Below are 15,839 nucleotides of genomic sequence, written 5' to 3' on the forward strand. Positions count from 1 at the left end.
CATCGCCTTGCCTGTGTTGCGCAAAGGCCGCAAAGCTCCGCGCCATGCCAGCCCCTGCCCGAACCCTCTACGAGAAAATCTGGGATGCGCATGTCGTCGACCAGCGGCCCGACGGCACTGCGCTGATCTATATCGACCGCCATCTGGTCCACGAAGTGACGAGCCCGCAGGCGTTCGAGGCCCTGCGGGCGAACGGGCGGAAGGTCCGTCGCCCGGACCTGACTCTGGCGGTCCCGGACCACAATCTGCCGACCACTGCGCGGCTGGACGCCTCCGGCAACCGCCTGCCCATCGCCGACCGCGAGAGTGCGCAGCAGCTCGCCGCGCTCGAACGCAACGCGCCTGCCTTCGGCATCCGCTACATCGATGCGACTGCGCGCGAGCAAGGCATCGTCCATGTCGTCGGTCCGGAACAGGGCTTCTCGCTGCCCGGCACCACCATCGTCTGCGGCGATTCCCATACGGCCGCGCATGGCGGAATCGGGGCCCTTGCCTTCGGCATCGGCACCAGCGAGGTCGAGCATGTGCTGGCGACCCAGACGCTCCAGCTCAAGCGCTCCAAGACCATGGAGGTGCGGGTCGATGGCGCGCTGGGTGCCGGTGTCACCCCTAAAGACCTGATTCTGCACATCATCGGCGTGATCGGCACCGCAGGCGGTACCGGCCATGTCATCGAATATCGCGGCAAGGTGTTCGAAGAGATGAGCATCGAAGGCCGCCTGACGGTGTGCAACATGAGCATCGAAGGCGGAGCGCGGGCCGGGCTGATCGCGCCCGACGATGTCACCTTCGCCTATCTCAAGGGCCGCCCCTATGCCCCCAAGGGCGAGGAATGGGAGCATGCCGTCGCCTGGTGGCGCTCGCTCGCCACCGACGATGGGGCACAATTTGACACCTCGGTCCGCATCGATGCCTCCGCGATCGAGCCGACCGTGACTTGGGGCACCAGCCCGGAGGATGTCGTGCCGATCAGCGGCATAGTTCCCGCGCCCGACAGCTTTGCCGATCCCTCGAAGCAGGTCGCCGCCGCGAAAAGCCTCGATTACATGGGCCTCACGCCCGGCCAGCGGATGCAGGACGTCGCCATCGAGAACGTCTTCATCGGCAGCTGCACCAACAGCCGGATCGAGGATCTGCGCGCCGCCGCCGCAGTGCTGAAGGGCCGCCGCAAGGCCGCGGGCGTCAAATGGGCCATCGTCGTCCCCGGCTCCGGCCTCGTGAAGGCCCAGGCCGAGGTGGAAGGTCTCGACCGCATCTTCACCGAGGCCGGGTTCGAATGGCGCGAGCCGGGCTGTTCGGCATGCCTGGCCATGAATCCTGACAAGGTCCCCCCCGGCGAACGCTGTGCCTCGACCAGCAACCGCAATTTCGTCGGCCGCCAGGGCCCGGGCGCGCGCACCCACCTGATGAGCCCCGCCATGGCCGCCGCCGCCGCCGTCACGGGGCGATTGACCGATGTTCGTGAATTGGCTGGCTGATCCCCCTTGCGGGAACCCGTTGTCGATACCAAAGCAGATAACATGACGAAGAAGATCCCCACCAAGACCATCGCCGGAGCCATCGGTTCCGCTGCCATCGCCGCCGCCCTGCTCTATGCCGGCAAGCGCAAAAAGAAGAACGAGCCCAAGCAGCCCGGCCCCATCCCCTCGGGCGAAAAGCCGGAGACGGATTGATGCAGCCAGTGAGCCAGGTCCAAGGGCGCGCCATTCCCTATGGCGCCAAGAACGTCGATACCGACGTCATCATCCCTGCGCACTGGCTCAAGACCGTGACCCGCGAAGGGCTCGGCAGGGGCGCGTTCGAGACGGTCCGGGCGGACCCGGACAATCTGTTCGACAGCGACGAATTCAAAGGCGCGCCGATCCTGATTGCAGGCGACAACTTCGGCTGCGGATCTAGCCGCGAGCATGCCGCCTGGGCGCTGCTCGACCTGGGTATCACCGTGGTGATCGCGCCCAGTTTCTCCGACATCTTCAGCGGCAATGCGTTCAAGAACGGCATACTCACCGTCGCCTTGCCGCAAGACCAGATCGACCGATTGTTGGCGGTTGCGCAGACCGACCCGATCACGGTCGATCTCGAGACCCAGACTGTCACTACCCCCTATCAGGATCGCTTCACTTTCGAAGTCGATCCGTTCCGCAAGCATTGCCTTGTCGAGGGGCTGGACGAGATCGGCCTGACGCTCCAGCAGGCAGATGCTATCGAAACATATGAGAAGCAGCAGGCATCGGTGATGCCATGGCTGACACGAGGAACGGAGATTGCCGCATGAAAGCCCTTAGATCACACGCCGTTGGCGGGCCTGAAACACTGACACTCGACGAGATCGACGCACCGGTGCCCGGCAAGGGCGAGGTGCTGGTGGCGGTCAAGGCCTGCGCCATCAACTTCCCCGACACACTGATCATTCGCGACATGTACCAGTTCAAGCCGCCGCGACCCTTCGCGCCCGGCGGCGAGATCTCCGGTGTGGTCGAAGCGGTCGGCGAAGGAGTCGAAGGTTTCAAGGTCGGGGACAAAGTACTGGGCGGTACCGGCAACGGCGGGCTGGCCGAGAAGGTCATCATGCCGGCTGCGCGCCTGTTTCCGGTACCCGAAGGCGTGCCGTTCGAGAAGGCGGCTTCGCTGCTGATGACCTATGGCACCACCATCCATGGCCTGAAGGACCGCGGCCATATCAAGACTGGCGATACCGTGCTGGTGCTGGGCGCTGCGGGCGGCGTTGGTCTGTCGGCGGTCGAGCTCGCCAAGGCTTTCGGCGCGCGTGTCGTTGCCGCCGTGTCGAGCGAAGCCAAGGGCGAAGTGGCCCGCAAGGCCGGGGCCGACGAGGTCGTGATCTACCCGCGCGAGGCGATGGACAAGGACGCCTCCAAAGCGCTCGCCAATGCGTTCAAGGAAGCCTGCGGCCCCGAGGGTGCCAATATCGTCTATGACATCGTCGGCGGGCAGTATTCCGAACCGGCGCTGCGTGCGATCGCGTGGGAGGGACGCTTTCTGGTGGTCGGCTTCCCCGCCGGGATCGCCAAGATGCCGCTCAACCTGACGCTTCTCAAAAGCTGTGACATCGCCGGCGTGTTCTGGGGTGCCTTCACCGCGCGCGAGCCGGTCAAGTACCGTGAACAGGTGCAGGAACTGTTCGACCTGATGCGGGCCGGCAAGATCGATCCGCTGGTGAGCGAGACCTTCCCGCTCGAACGCGGAGCCGATGCCATCGCCAAGCTGGAAAACCGCGAGGCCGTGGGCAAGCTCGTCGTGACCATGGGAGACTGACCGATGCGGAACTTCGTCTTCCTTGCCGCTTTGGGTACCTTCGCGCTCGGCGTCGCGGCGCAAGCGCATGAGGACCACCAGCACTCGACAAACCCGCTGGTCGATGCCCGGCAGGGCGGGATGACCATGCTGGTCGCCAATATGGGCGCGCTGAGCCGCGCCGAGAGCGCGCCCGAGGCCGACGCGATCACCCGCGCCGCCTTCCCGGCCAGCGGCATCGCCGCCTTTGCCCGCTCGCTCCCCGCGCTATTCGCGGCGGAGACGAAGGACGTTCCCGGCACCCGCAGCCTTCCTGCTGTCTGGGAGGACAGCGAGGGTTTTGGATCGCAAATCGCGGAATTCCAGGCCGCCACCGCCGGGCTTGAAGCTGCCGCCCGGACGAACGACAAGGCTGCGTTTTCCGAATCCCTTGCGAGAACCAAGGCCGCGTGCCAATCGTGCCATACGGCCTTCCGGGCCGAGGGCTGACACCGCCCTCCCCCGCAACAACGATCCAGGACTGAACCAATGACCGATTTCAAGGACCGCGAACGCGCCGAGGAAGCCAAGTTCGCGATGGACGAAGACACCGCCTTCAAGGTCGCGGCTCGCCGCAATCGCCTGCTCGGGCAGTGGGCTGCCGCGAAGATGGGGCTCAACGAAGAAGAGACCACATCCTACGCCACTTCCGTCGTCCAGGCCGATTTCGAGGAAGCGGGCGACGAGGACGTGATCCGCAAGGTGCTGGGCGACCTGACCACTGCCGGGGTCGAGATCGACGAAGCCGGTGTCCGCGCCGCGCTCGAGGAAATGGCCGTCGAGGCCCGCCGTCAGTTCATGGCCGGAAGCTGAGGCTCATCCCATGCCCATGAGTGGTGCAGAAATCGAAGGCATGATCACTGCCGCGTTGCCCGGTGCGGTGGTGGAGATGAGCGACCTTGCCGGTGACAACAATCACTGGGCGGCAAAGGTCACTGCCCCGCAGTTCGCCGGCAAGACCCGCGTGCAGCAGCACAAGCTGGTCTACGACGCCCTTGGCGGGCGCATGGGCGGCGTGCTCCACGCCTTGCAACTGACCACCGCCGTGCCCAAGTGAGGGGCTGACACTTTTTCATCAGGGAACGGGACCATGTCCGATACCAACACCCGCATCGCCGATATCGTCGGCAGCAACGACGTCGTGCTGTTCATGAAGGGCACCCCGCTGTTCCCGCAATGCGGTTTCTCCAGCCGCGCGGTGGCGATCCTCGACCATTGCGGCGTCGCCTACGAAAGCATCGATGTGTTGCAGGACATGGAAATCCGCCAGGGGATCAAGGAATACTCCGACTGGCCGACCATCCCGCAGCTCTATGTGAAGGGCGAATTCGTTGGCGGCAGCGACATCATGATGGAAATGTTCGAAGCCGGCGAACTGCAGCAGATGCTGGACGAGAAAGCCGTCGCCCGCGCCAGCTGAACTTCTCTCTTGTCGCCGGAAACGAAAAGGCCCGCTCGATTGGCGGGCCTTTTTCGTGCGGGTCTTCGGGGAGGCGGGGTCGGGAGACCAGTGACCCCGCCTCGTTTCGAAGACTTTCGTCGGGGTACGTGGGTAACTTTGCATACCGCGTGCCAGTTTGCGAAAGCCGCGAATTTCCGAGAATCAGGATGGTAAACGCACCTTTCACAATTCCGATTGTGTAAAGTGGCCCGACACCCTCGGCAGCAGCGGCAAATGGCACCTTGGCAAGTGAGCCCGCCCACGCCAGAACAGTTGCATGAGCGAACCGAACGAGACTCCGCAATCAGAGGGCATCCCTGCCGCCACCGTCGTTATCTTCCGCAATGGTCCGGCAGGTTCCCCGCCCGAAATCCTGATGACGGTGCGCTCGCGCAACATGGTCTTTGCCGGGGGGATGGCGGTATTTCCCGGCGGTCGGGTCGATCCGGCCGATTTCGCGCTGGCCAAGGCGGTCGACACGACGCTCGACCTGGACGAGGCCGCGCACCAGATCGCGGTTGTCCGCGAAACGCTGGAGGAAACCGGGCTGGCGGTCGGTCTGGTGGGCGAGCTGACCGCCGAAAGCGCCGCTGCGGCCCGCGCGCTGCTGCTGGAACTGGGCGAGCTCGCACCCGTACTCGATGAATTCGGCTGGTCGCTCGATCTCGCCCAACTGACGCCATTTGCCCGGTGGTTCCCCAAGAACGAACGCATCCCTCGCGTTTATGACACCCGTTTCTATCTCGCCGACCTTGGCACCGGCGCGGTCGATATCGCGGTCGACAATTCGGAAAACACCCACCTGTTCTGGACAAGCGCCCAAGGCGCACTCGACATGGCCGAGACAGGCGAGATCAAGCTGATCTTCCCGACCCGCCGCAACCTGGAGCGGCTGGCGCTGTTCGGTTCATTCGCCGAGGCCAAGACGCAGGCCGAGGCGATCCCGGTTCGCACCATCACCCCGTACATGGGCGAACGCGGCGGCAAAGGCTGGCTCGAAATCGGGGCAGAACATGGATACCCGGTGACTGGGGAGCCGCTTGATGAGGTGATGCGGGGCTAAGCTCGAGGCCGGAAAATTGGCGCGCCCGGCAGGACTCGAACCTGCAACTCCAAGCTTAGAAGGCTCGTGCTCTATCCAGTTGAACTACGGGCGCGCGCTGGGGGCCTGTTAGCGCGCTTTTCGGTGCGGCAAAACAGCGATAAGGCGCTGGGCCATGGAAAACAGCGCTCCAGCCGATCCCGCCGCCGCGTTTGACCGCGATTCGACCGACGGCATCGTCGCCACCAGCCGTGCGCCGGTGACCTTCCGCCATTACGATCTCGTGATGGCGGCCTTCGTTGCGATCCTGCTGCTGTCGAACATCATCGGCGCGGCCAAGCTGACTTATGTGGATGTGCCGTTCTGGCCAGAAGGCTGGTGGCCTGCACCCGATGGAATCTTCATCTACGGCGCGGGCATCCTGTTCTTCCCGTTGGGCTATGTTATCGGTGACGTGCTGACCGAGATCTACGGCTTCGCCAAGGCGCGTCGCGTGATCTGGGTGGGGACAGCGGCAATGCTGTTCCTCGCCTTCATGTCATATGTCGTCACCGCCCTGCCTGCCTTCGACGGGTGGGAGTGCAGCGCGAGCGGCTTCGGCGGCCCTCGCCCGCTCACCTCCAGTGCCGATCCGGCGATAACCGGTGGCGCAATTTGCCAGCAGACCTATGAAAGCGTGTTCGGCAGCACATGGCGGATCGTCGTCGCATCGATCACCGCCTTCTGGGCTGGCGAGTTCGTCAATTCCTTCGTGATGGCAAAGATGAAGGTCTGGACCAAGGGCCGCGCGCTATGGACCCGCACCATCGGCTCGACCTTTGTCGGCCAGGGCGTCGACAGCCTGATCTTCTACCCGGTCGCCTTCTATGGCATCTGGACTACCGAAGCGGTCCTGACCGTGATGGTCACCAACTGGGCACTGAAGGTGGTATGGGAAGCGGTGCTGACCCCGGTGACCTATTTGGTTGTGAACCGCCTCAAGGCGGCGGAAGGTGTCGATCTCTACGACATCGACACCGATTTCTCGCCCTTCTCGACCACCAAGGTGCGCTGACTTGGCAACGAAAAAGGGCCGACCCGAAGGCCGGCCCTTCTCCTCTCCCTGACGTCTATCGCGTCAGAATTCGATGCCTGCCGCGATGCCGTAGCGACGCGGATCGAGCGTGAAGATGTTGGTGAACAGACCCGACGATGCATCGGTGACATAAAGGCCGGTGACCGAGTCGCTGTCGAAGATGTTCTGGACGAATGCGCGGACATACCACTTGTTGTCCGGGCCATTTAGCTGGATCTGGGCGTTCGCCTGGACGAACGGTTCGATCCGGTTGACCCGGCCGTTGAAGATGTTGCCGTACTGCTCGCCGGTGTATGCCAAGTCGAAGCGCGGAACCAGCGACATGCCATTGTCGAAGTCGGCGGTGTACTGGACACCGACCGAAGCCTTCATCTCCGGAGCCTGGGGCAGCTTGTTACCCTTCAGGTTCACTTCGACACCCGGGCTCAGCACCTGGATGCCACCAAAGGCGGCACCGATCGCCGCCGCCTGTGCGGTCAGCACGTTACAGATGCTGAAAGCGCCGGAGGACGCGATGTTGCCGTCGGCCGGGAACTCGGTCGTGCCCTGCAGGCCCAGTCCCGGATTGATCGCATTGACGAAGGCATCAGGGCCGCCCGGGGCAGCCCCCGTGACCGCGCACAGCGCACCGTTGGTGATGTCCTTGATGATGACCGCGTTGGCATCGCCACCGCCCGGATCACGCGGGTTGGAGAAGAACTGATCCCCGGCAACCTCGGCATTGAGGTAGCTGAAGTTCATATTGATCAACCAGTTCGGGTTGGGAGCGATGAGACTTTCGAGCTCCACGCCCCAGACCTTGGCATCGATGGTATCGTTGACCGAGGTCCGGGCGATAATACGGCTCAGCTGCAGGCCCTTGTAATCATAGTAGAATGCCGTCGCGTTCAGCTGCAGCGCGCCATTGGCGAAGGTGTTCTTGCTACCGATTTCGAAGGCATTGATCGTTTCCGGTCCGAAGCTTTCCGGCACGGCGAAGATCGGCTGCAACGGCGGGTTGATACCACCCGACTTGTAGCCACGCGAGAACGAAGCATACAGGATGTTGTCCGGCGTGATCTGGTAGTCGAGCACTGCGCGACCGGTAATCTCGTTGAACGCCACCGCGCGTTCCTGCCACAACTGGTTGCCTGGCGTGCCAGGATCGGCATCGAAGCTGCCGACGAAGGGCGACGCGAAAGGATCACCATTGTTGCTGTAAGGATTGAGGAAGCTCGCAAGTGTCGAACGCGCCCGCACGGTCTTCTTGTCATCATTGTAGCGCAGGCCGAGAGTAAGCTTCAGCTGGTCCGAAATGTCCCAGTACGCTTCCCCGAAGATACCGTAGCTCTTGAGCGTGAAATCGTCGGTGTTGTTGCGGAAGAACGAAGTCGCAAGATAGCTCGGCGGAAGTCCTGCACCCAGCGAAGTGAACGAGCCCAGAACGCTGACGACATAGTCGATCGCAAAAGCGTTCACGTAATAGCTGTTCTCGCTCAGATGCGCATCGGCATAGGTCGCGCCCAGCAGGAAGTTGAACGGTCCGTCAAAATCCGAGCTGACGATCGCTTCGACCGACCACGCATCATTGTCGGAATTGGAGCGGTCGAACTGGGTGCCGTCAGGTGTACACAGGCGCGACCCTTCGAAAGCGCCGGTGTTGTCCAGATTGGTTTCCGACACGCACAATTCGTTGCCGTTGAACAGGGCTTGCACGATCGGCTGGAAGTAGGAAGCTACGGCAGGCCCGACAGCGAGCGGATTGGCGAAGGTGTTCAGTGTCGCGAACGCCACTGCCTCGTTTGGAATCTGCCCCACACCGTTGTTGTAGTCCTGCCGGGAATCGACCCGCGCCTTCTGGTAGATCCCCGAAAGCGAAAGGTTGATCGCCCCGAAGTTGTGATCGATCAGTGCCTGCAACTGGAGTTCGTCCGAGAAGTACTCGGGCGTGAACTGCGTGCTGACCTTGCGTACATCGGGAGATTCGACGAAGTTTGCGTAGGCGTCAGGACCGTACAGACTGTTGAGACCGAAGGTCGCCGGAATACCGTTCAGCGCCAGGAACTCACGCGATCCCAGCGTGCCGGTGAAGGTCGAATTCGCGTTGGTCTTCGCAAAATCGCGGCGATTGTTCAGACAGCCGAGAACACCGGTCGGGTCGCGCTGGCACTGCTGCTTCTGGATACGCATGCGATTGTCTTCTTCACGGAAGTAATATCCCATGAGATCGATCGTGGTATCCGGACCCGGCTCGAACCGGAGCGAACCACGAATGGCATACATCTCGCGGTCGTCGATATCCTGGCCGTTGAATGTGTTGGTCGTATAGCCATCACGCTTGAGATAGAAGCCGGCGATACGGGCGCCGATGCTCTCGCCAATGGGCAGGTTGACCATGCCCTTGGCGGTGATGCTGTTGTAGTTGCCGTACTGGAATTCCGCCTTGGCGCCGAAGCCGGAGAGATCCGGCTTGGCCGTCACGACGTTGACCACGCCCGAGGTCGCGTTGCGGCCGAACAGGGTACCCTGCGGGCCGCGCAACACTTCGATGCGCTCAAGGTCGAAGTATTCGGTTTCGAACAGGCGGGTACCGAACAGTGGCGATCCGTTGGTGTGGATCGCGGTCGCGCTGTCGCAGGACACGCCGACGCAGAGGTCGCCGATGCCGCGGATGGTAAAGCTCGAACCGGTGAAATTGCCCTTGGTAAAGGAGACGTTCGGGAGCGTCAGCTGCAGGTCGCTGGCATTTTCGATCTGCTGCGCTTCGAGCGCTTCGGCCGAAAAGGCGCTGACCGCGATAGGCACTTCCTGCAGGCTTTGCGCCTGGCGCTGTGCGGTCACGACGATGACCGGCGTCGCGCCTTGCTGCGGCACTTGCGGTTCATCGGTGTCCTGAGCGTAGGCGGGTACAGCGATCGCACCGGCACAGATGCCGGCCATCAGGGAAGCCCTGATCCTCATAGATTTTCTCCTCTCCCTAGTGCCGCTTTTCCGCAGCATCTGGGTAAGGAAACTAAACCGGAATACGTATGCCTTGCAACAGGATTGCGCGTTTGTCCGCATTTTGTGGGTTTTCGGTTACTGCCGCTCAAAGCCAGGAGCTGTGGGTCGATGCCGTTTACGTTACGTCATCCTGCAATTCGGCAATCCGCACGCAAGGTTCTAGCCCCAGCCAATCGGCCAGCAGCTTCAGGTCCTTTTCGTTGGGAAGCCCGTATAATGCCGCATGGCTCGCTCCTAGCGTGAGGACCAGCGACTTGCCTTCTCGCACAAGTTTCGTGCGCTGGAGCGACTGGCGCGACTGTGCGCCCAGCCGCCGGCACAGCCGGATGGCCAAACCCCAACCGACCGCGCGGTCGAGGTCAGCCTTGCTGGCCAGAGCCGTCACTTCGCCCGGCAGGTCGAGATGGTTGCCATTGGCGCAGATGGCTGCAGCGAGCATCGCCCGTCCTCCCGGGGCAAGGGCGATCCAGCGCTTGTGCAGCGCCCACTCTACGCCCACCCGCATGCGCAGGTTCGGCTCGACCTGCATGGTTGCCAGCGCGAGCATGGTCGCCGCCAAGCGCCGCCGTTCGGAATTGCTCCCGCCTTCGGGCAAGGCATCGACTGTCCAGCTGGCAATGCGCGTCGCCATGGTCGGGCTTGCCCCGCGCGAAGCAGCGAAAGTCGACACCCCGGCGATGAGCGGATCCTGCGCCCGGGCGTGCGGCGCCAGACCGGAAAAAAGGATGCCTTCTCGCAGGCCCCAGGCCGAGACGACGACATTGCGCGGCTCGAGCCGCTTGACCAGCACCTGCAGCAGAACCGCAGCATCGGGCATGCTGGCCGACCGCATGGTGGAAATCCGGGGAGAGGCGCGCAGTTCTTCGGGGTCTCGCCTGGCGAGGTCCTTGGCCAGAGCCAAGGCGTCTTCGCGCGGCAGGCTCATGCCATGGGGGTCGGTCAGCGGGTAGCCGCGCTGCTCCATCGCATGGACTGCGATAGCACGCCATGTCCCGCCGACAAGGAACAGGTCACCCCCTTCGGCAGGCGATGTGCCCGTCTCTTTCAACGCGGATTGCAGCGCCTTGCGAAGCTTGTCAGGATCGCCTTTCTTCAGTTCCGGTAGACGCAAGGTTCCTATGGGCAGGCTGATCCCCTTGCCTGGTTCGCTCCGCCCTTCCGCTTCGCCGATACGAACCAGTTCGAGACTGCCGCCGCCGAGATCGGCTACTGTCCCCTTTCCCTTGGGAAAGGCACCGATCACGCCCCAGGCGCTGAGGTTGGCTTCTTCTTCCCCCGACAGGAGTCTTGGCGCAAAGCCGATGGTCCGCAGACGGTCGAGGAACTCAGGGCCGTTGCTCGCCTCGCGCACCGCGGCTGTCGCGACGACATCGACCGCTTCGATCCCCAGGTCGCTCAGCAACAGCGCATAGCGTTCGAGGCCGCGCATCGCGAGAGCGACGGATTCTTCTCCCAACCTTCCGGTGGTCGTGAGTTCGCTTCCGAGCCGGGCCGCGACTTTCTCGTTGAGCAGTACGGTCGGCGCGCGCGGCGAGCCACCATAGACGACCAGGCGGACCGTGTTGGAGCCAATGTCGATGATCGCGCGATGCGGCGTAGTGCCGGAGAACAGCCCCTCGCGATCCCTGTTCCGCCCCCTCAGCGCCATTCAGACCGCGCCCCGCCGCAGCGCCAGCTTGGGCACCGCCCCTGCCTCCAGCGCCCCACCCCGCCCGGAAAGCGAAGGGTTGGTCATGAAGTAGCGGTGGCAGTTGAACGGTTTGTCGCCCGTGGGCACGCGGGTGTAGCCGCCGTCCGGCTGGAGCTCCCAACTTTGCTCGTTGTCGAGCAAATTGGCGAGCAGCACCTGCTGCAACACCTGGTCATGCACCGTGGCATTCTCGATCGGCACCAGCTGTTCGACGCGCCGATCCAAATTGCGGTTCATCAGGTCCGCAGAGGCGATGAAGACCTTGGTAAACTTGCCCGGGATTGCATGGCCGTCTGCGAAAGCGAAGATCCGGCTGTGCTCAAGGAAGCGACCGATGATCGACTTGACGCGGATGTTTTCCGACAGGCCCGGTACGCCCGGCCGCAGTTCGCAAATGCCGCGTACGATCAGCTGGATCTCGACCCCGGCCTGGCTGGCGGCATAGAGCCGGTCGATCATGTTGACATCGGCGAGCTGATTCATCTTCATCCAGATCGCGGCAGGCTTGCCCGCCTGGGCATTGACCATCTCGTTATCGATCAGCGCGTAGATCGTCTCGCGCAGATTGACCGGCGAGATTGCCAGCGCCTCCAGCTCACGCGGCTCGACATAGCCGGTGACGAAGTTGAACAGCTTGGCGGCATCGCGCCCCATTCGCGGGTCGGCAGTGAAATAGCTGAGGTCGGTGTAGATCTTGGCCGTCACCGGGTGGTAATTGCCTGTCCCGAAATGACAGTAAGTGCGGAAGCCCTCTTCCTCGCGCCGCACGACCATCGAAACCTTGGCATGGGTCTTCCAGTCTACGAAACCGTAGATGACCTGCACGCCTGCCCGTTCGAGCTTGTTGGCCCAGTAGAGGTTCTGCTCTTCGTCGAAACGGGCCTTGAGTTCGACCACGGCGGTGACGGACTTCCCGTTCTCCGCCGCCTCGACCAGCGCATCGACCACTTCCGACTGGTTGCCCGCGCGGTAGAGCGACTGCTTGATCGCCACCACGTCCCGGTCGCTCGCCGCTTGGCGGACGAAATCGACCACCACGTCGAAGCTTTCGTAAGGGTGGTGAATGATGATGTCTTTCTCGCGAATGGCGGCGAAGAGGTCACCATCATGCTCGAGCACACGTTCGGGATAGCGCGGGGAATAGCTGTCGAACTTCAGGTCCGGCCGGTCCTCGCTGACGATGACGCCCAGTCCCTCGATCCCCAACATCCCGTCGGTCTTGACAATGGTAGCACCGGCCGTGTCGAGCTTTTCCCGTAGCAGCGCCTCGGCGGTAGGATCGAAGTCGCCTTCGATCTCGAGCTGGATGACTTGGCCGCGTCTCCGCCGCTGGATGGCGCTGCGGAAAGTCCGGACCAGGTCCTCGGCTTCTTCCTGGATTTCGATGTCACTGTCACGCAGCACCCGAAACGCGCCGTCGCCGATCAGTTCGAAGCCGGGAAAGATATGCCCGGCAAACCGCGTGATAAGGCTTTCGATACTGATGTAGAGCGCGTCCTCGCCCGGGACGCGGATGAAGCGCGGCAGGGCCGAGGGAATGAGGATCATCTCGACCAGTTCTTCGCCATTGCGGCGCAGGGTGAACAACAGCCCCAGCCCCTCGTTGGCGACAAAGGGAAACGGGTGCGCCGGATCGAGCGCCTGCGGCGTCAGCAGCGGCATGATCTCGGTATGGAAGTGCTCACGCAGCCAGGCATAAGCCTCGGCATTGACCCGCTCTTCCGCCGCGACATGGATGCCCGCATCACCCAGCAGCGGGCGCAATTCGCGCCAGATATCCTGCTGCCGCTCGTTGAGCTGCTTCAGCCGGGCGGTGATGGCCGAGAGCTGCTCCTTGGGTGTCCGGCCATCGTCGGAAGGTTTCTCGATACCGCGCTGCATCTGGCCGACCAGGCCCGACACGCGAATCATGATGAACTCGTCGAGATTGCTGCCCGAGATCGACAGGAAACGCAGCCGCTCGAGCAGCGGATAGGCATCGTTGCACGCCTCGGCCAGCACGCGGTCGTTGAACTCCAGCCAGCTCAGCTCGCGATTGAAATAGCGCGCCTGCGGCTCCACCGGTGTCTCGACATCATTGTCCTGCGTGATCGGCTGGCTGCCCATGCATGCCTCTATAAAGGTGCGAAGCTAACAATTGCTAGCGGGTCAGACGAGATCCTTGGCCAGCGCAATCTCGCTGATGCCGCGCTTGCCTTCACCCGAGCGGCCCAGCTGGACGATGACATCGATGACATTGGCGGCATACGCCTTGGTATCGCTGCGCGTGAGGCCGATGCCGGTCTGCATCACCATCAGCGACAGTTGCTCGAGCGCGCCGGCAATCGAATTGGCGTGGATGGTCGAAAAGCTGCCCGGGTGGCCGGTGTTGATGGCGCGCAGGAAACTGACGGACTCCGCCCCGCGCAATTCGCCCAGCACGATCCGGTCGGGGCGCAGGCGCAGCGCAGCCTGCAGCAATTCGTTGGCGGTAACCTTGGCTTCGCCCAACTCGCCCTTCACGGCGACCAGCCCGACGCCATTCTCGCCCGGCAGGCGCAGTTCGGGCGTATCCTCGACCAGCACCACGCGCTGGTCGCGCGGGATTTCGCCGAGCATGGCGTTGAGAAATGTCGTCTTGCCGGTGCTGGTGCCGCCGGAGATCAGGATCGTGCGCCGCTGGCGTATCGCCTCGCGCAGGAAGGCGATCGGCTGCGCCTGTGCATCGGGCATGGGCTGCTCGTCGGGCGGGCTGAGCGGGCCGGAATCATAGGCATCGAGCGGGAGGTCGAGCCTGCGATGGCGGCGGATTGCCATGACCCAGTGCTTGCGACTGGCGGGAGGCCCGCAGAACTGCACACGCGCACCGTCAGGCAGCGTCGCACCCAGCAGGGGGTGCTCGCGATTGATGCCCTGGTGGCTGACCCGGGCGACCTGCTCGGCCAGCCGCTGGACCAGCCGGTCGTCGATCTCAGGCGTGTCGATCCGCTGCATGCCCGGGTTGCTGGCATCCTCGATCCACACCTCGCCAGGCCGGTTGACCATGATCTCTGTCACCGTATCGCGGTCGAGCCAGCGCCGGAACGGTTCGAGATAGGCGTCGAGATAAACGCTGCGATCCGCCGTGCTGGCTTCCTGTTTGGCGAAGGGGTGGACGTCGGCGGCCATCGCTCTCGCCTACATCACCGGTCCGAAATCGAGATCGCGCGCGGTGAATACACGGATAGGCTCCCCTTGCCGCACGCGAATGCGGGGGGCGACCTGGCCGCCCTGCTCAACCGCCGCGGCGGCAGCCGATTGGCCCGCCCCTCCAACGATGACCGAAGCACCGCCGCTGGCAAGCGCGCCGATGCCGCCGACCAGCGAGAGCAGCAGGCCCGAGCCGAAGCGCTGGAAGAAGCGGCTGTCGACATCGCCTTTGAGGCCGGTCGTCCCGTCGAAACCGATGGCGGGAGACTGGAGGTTGACCGAGGTCCCGTCAGGCCGGATCAGCCTGGTCCAGATCACATAGGCGCGCTTCTGCCCGCCCTGCACGCCTGACTGGTACTGCCCGATCAGACGGCTGGAGCGCGGGACCAGCACGTTCTTGCCGTCGAAGCTGCGCACGTCCTGGCTTACCACGGCACGGACATAGCCGGGCACATCGGTATCGATGGCGGTTTCGAGGATCGCCGGAATCAGCGTCCCCTGCGTCACGGTTGTCGCGGGATTGAGCGAACGCGTGGCCGCGGCCGTCCCTCCCCCAACTCCGCCGATGCTCGCGGCAAAATCACCCGCAGCTCCCGCAGCGGAGGTACCGCCGCCCATCGCCGATGCGCTCCCCGGCGCTCCTGCCAGTTCAGGCACTGTGACCCGGGCACTCTGATCAAAAACCAGCGACGGCGCGCCATAGGGATTGAGAACCGCCGGCCCGGCAAGAATGCCCGGGTCATTGGCAAGCACCGGCGCCGGGGCCGGATCAGGTTGTGTAGCCACCACAGGTGCAGGAGCGGCGGCCTCCGCCGGTGCGGGAGCTTCGGCACCCACCGGCGGCGTGGCCTGGGCAGGGATCGCCGGATTGCCAACCCCTTCTGGCGGTGCAAGCCGGGCCGAGTTCATGCTCCACAAGGTCACTGCACCCAGTGCCGCAACGACCGCGATCCCCGCCACCATCCCGATCGCATCGGACTTGCCGTTCTTGGCCGCGACGGTCGGATAGGCGGTGCGCGACGCGAGGTCGGTCACATCGCTGTCGAGCCTCTCGCGCGGGTCGGTATCGTTGGCAGGGCCGCTGGCCCCACCCTTTTCCGGAAGTCGCATGGCAAGACGCATGGCTCGGTTCCTTCAGTCTCTCTACCGC

At 63.6% G+C, this 15,839-nt stretch carries 15 protein-coding genes and 1 tRNA gene; 10 read left to right on the top strand and 6 right to left on the bottom strand.

The window, feature by feature from the left end:
- Positions 1–44 precede the first annotated feature (44 nt).
- From leuC to LY632_RS11005, 9 genes are all read left to right on the top strand, one after another.
- Positions 45–1,478, top strand: a complete 1,434-nt coding sequence (gene leuC / locus LY632_RS10965) for a 3-isopropylmalate dehydratase large subunit (protein ID WP_234091170.1) — start codon at positions 45–47, stop codon at positions 1,476–1,478.
- A gap of 42 nt (positions 1,479–1,520) precedes the next feature.
- Positions 1,521–1,673, top strand: coding sequence for an isopropylmalate isomerase (locus tag LY632_RS10970; protein WP_234091171.1), 153 nt, complete (start codon positions 1,521–1,523; stop codon positions 1,671–1,673).
- Positions 1,673–2,275 carry a 3-isopropylmalate dehydratase small subunit gene (gene leuD / locus LY632_RS10975; protein ID WP_234091172.1) on the top strand — a complete coding sequence of 201 codons (603 nt, stop codon included), beginning with the start codon at positions 1,673–1,675 and terminating at the stop codon, positions 2,273–2,275. The genes LY632_RS10970 and leuD overlap by 1 nt, the downstream gene beginning before the upstream one ends.
- Complete coding sequence (locus LY632_RS10980; protein ID WP_234091173.1) at positions 2,272–3,273, top strand: NADPH:quinone oxidoreductase family protein; 1,002 nt, start codon at positions 2,272–2,274, stop codon at positions 3,271–3,273. Before leuD ends, LY632_RS10980 begins: the two co-directional genes overlap by 4 nt.
- A gap of 3 nt (positions 3,274–3,276) precedes the next feature.
- Entirely contained in the window at positions 3,277–3,741 is a 465-nt protein-coding gene (locus tag LY632_RS10985) for a cytochrome c (protein ID WP_234091174.1), read from the top strand.
- Positions 3,742–3,780: 39 nt separating this feature from the next.
- Positions 3,781–4,104 (top strand): DUF1476 domain-containing protein, encoded by a 324-nt coding sequence (locus LY632_RS10990; protein ID WP_234091175.1) that lies wholly within the window; start codon positions 3,781–3,783, stop codon positions 4,102–4,104.
- Positions 4,105–4,114: 10 nt separating this feature from the next.
- On the top strand, positions 4,115–4,348 hold the full coding sequence (locus LY632_RS10995; RefSeq protein ID WP_234091176.1) for a BolA/IbaG family iron-sulfur metabolism protein: 234 nt from the start codon (positions 4,115–4,117) through the stop codon (positions 4,346–4,348).
- A gap of 33 nt (positions 4,349–4,381) precedes the next feature.
- Positions 4,382–4,711, top strand: coding sequence for a Grx4 family monothiol glutaredoxin (gene grxD / locus LY632_RS11000; RefSeq protein WP_234091177.1), 330 nt, complete (start codon positions 4,382–4,384; stop codon positions 4,709–4,711).
- 298 nt (positions 4,712–5,009) lie between these two features.
- A complete protein-coding gene (locus LY632_RS11005) occupies positions 5,010–5,795 on the top strand; it encodes an NUDIX domain-containing protein (RefSeq protein WP_234091178.1) in 786 nt (261 codons plus the stop codon).
- A 17-nt stretch (positions 5,796–5,812) separates the two neighbouring features.
- Here LY632_RS11005 and LY632_RS11010 read toward each other — a convergent pair.
- Positions 5,813–5,889, bottom strand: a tRNA-Arg gene (locus LY632_RS11010).
- A gap of 60 nt (positions 5,890–5,949) precedes the next feature.
- Between LY632_RS11010 and LY632_RS11015 the strand changes: the two genes are divergently transcribed.
- On the top strand, positions 5,950–6,828 hold the full coding sequence (locus LY632_RS11015) for a queuosine precursor transporter (protein WP_234091179.1): 879 nt from the start codon (positions 5,950–5,952) through the stop codon (positions 6,826–6,828).
- 63 nt (positions 6,829–6,891) lie between these two features.
- Here the strand turns inward: LY632_RS11015 and LY632_RS11020 are convergent, their stop codons facing one another.
- The 5 genes from LY632_RS11020 to LY632_RS11040 all read right to left on the bottom strand — a co-directional run bounded on the left by LY632_RS11020 (position 6,892) and on the right by LY632_RS11040 (position 15,811).
- Positions 6,892–9,789 (bottom strand): TonB-dependent receptor, encoded by a 2,898-nt coding sequence (locus LY632_RS11020; protein ID WP_234091180.1) that lies wholly within the window; start codon positions 9,787–9,789, stop codon positions 6,892–6,894.
- Positions 9,790–9,946: 157 nt separating this feature from the next.
- Positions 9,947–11,479 carry a Ppx/GppA family phosphatase gene (locus tag LY632_RS11025; protein WP_234091181.1) on the bottom strand — a complete coding sequence of 511 codons (1,533 nt, stop codon included), beginning with the start codon at positions 11,477–11,479 and terminating at the stop codon, positions 9,947–9,949.
- Positions 11,480–13,627 (bottom strand): RNA degradosome polyphosphate kinase, encoded by a 2,148-nt coding sequence (locus tag LY632_RS11030; RefSeq protein WP_234091182.1) that lies wholly within the window; start codon positions 13,625–13,627, stop codon positions 11,480–11,482. It abuts the gene before it with no gap.
- 42 nt (positions 13,628–13,669) lie between these two features.
- Entirely contained in the window at positions 13,670–14,668 is a 999-nt protein-coding gene (virB11, locus tag LY632_RS11035; protein WP_234091183.1) for a P-type DNA transfer ATPase VirB11, read from the bottom strand.
- Between the two features lie 9 nt (positions 14,669–14,677).
- A complete protein-coding gene (locus LY632_RS11040) occupies positions 14,678–15,811 on the bottom strand; it encodes a TrbI/VirB10 family protein (RefSeq protein ID WP_234091184.1) in 1,134 nt (377 codons plus the stop codon).
- Positions 15,812–15,839: the final 28 nt, after the last annotated feature.

The sequence above is a fragment of the Erythrobacter sp. SDW2 genome, assembly GCF_021431965.1.
In the GTDB taxonomy this organism is placed as follows: domain Bacteria; phylum Pseudomonadota; class Alphaproteobacteria; order Sphingomonadales; family Sphingomonadaceae; genus Parerythrobacter.

Excerpts from the sequence above, each read along its gene's own strand:
- LY632_RS10985 (WP_234091174.1), top strand. The coding sequence starts at position 3,277 with ATGCGGAACTTCGTCTTCCTTGCCGCTTTGGGTACCTTCGCGCTCGGC.
- LY632_RS10980 (WP_234091173.1), top strand. The coding sequence starts at position 2,272 with ATGAAAGCCCTTAGATCACACGCCGTTGGCGGGCCTGAAACACTGACA.
- LY632_RS10990 (WP_234091175.1), top strand. The coding sequence starts at position 3,781 with ATGACCGATTTCAAGGACCGCGAACGCGCCGAGGAAGCCAAGTTCGCG.
- LY632_RS11025 (WP_234091181.1), bottom strand. The coding sequence starts at position 11,479 with ATGGCGCTGAGGGGGCGGAACAGGGATCGCGAGGGGCTGTTCTCCGGC.
- leuD (WP_234091172.1), top strand. The coding sequence starts at position 1,673 with ATGCAGCCAGTGAGCCAGGTCCAAGGGCGCGCCATTCCCTATGGCGCC.
- virB11 (WP_234091183.1), bottom strand. The coding sequence starts at position 14,668 with ATGGCCGCCGACGTCCACCCCTTCGCCAAACAGGAAGCCAGCACGGCG.
- LY632_RS11015 (WP_234091179.1), top strand. The coding sequence starts at position 5,950 with ATGGAAAACAGCGCTCCAGCCGATCCCGCCGCCGCGTTTGACCGCGAT.
- LY632_RS11020 (WP_234091180.1), bottom strand. The coding sequence starts at position 9,789 with ATGAGGATCAGGGCTTCCCTGATGGCCGGCATCTGTGCCGGTGCGATC.
- LY632_RS11030 (WP_234091182.1), bottom strand. The coding sequence starts at position 13,627 with ATGGGCAGCCAGCCGATCACGCAGGACAATGATGTCGAGACACCGGTG.
- grxD (WP_234091177.1), top strand. The coding sequence starts at position 4,382 with ATGTCCGATACCAACACCCGCATCGCCGATATCGTCGGCAGCAACGAC.
- LY632_RS11040 (WP_234091184.1), bottom strand. The coding sequence starts at position 15,811 with ATGCGTCTTGCCATGCGACTTCCGGAAAAGGGTGGGGCCAGCGGCCCT.
- LY632_RS10995 (WP_234091176.1), top strand. The coding sequence starts at position 4,115 with ATGCCCATGAGTGGTGCAGAAATCGAAGGCATGATCACTGCCGCGTTG.
- leuC (WP_234091170.1), top strand. The coding sequence starts at position 45 with ATGCCAGCCCCTGCCCGAACCCTCTACGAGAAAATCTGGGATGCGCAT.
- LY632_RS10970 (WP_234091171.1), top strand. The coding sequence starts at position 1,521 with ATGACGAAGAAGATCCCCACCAAGACCATCGCCGGAGCCATCGGTTCC.
- LY632_RS11005 (WP_234091178.1), top strand. The coding sequence starts at position 5,010 with ATGAGCGAACCGAACGAGACTCCGCAATCAGAGGGCATCCCTGCCGCC.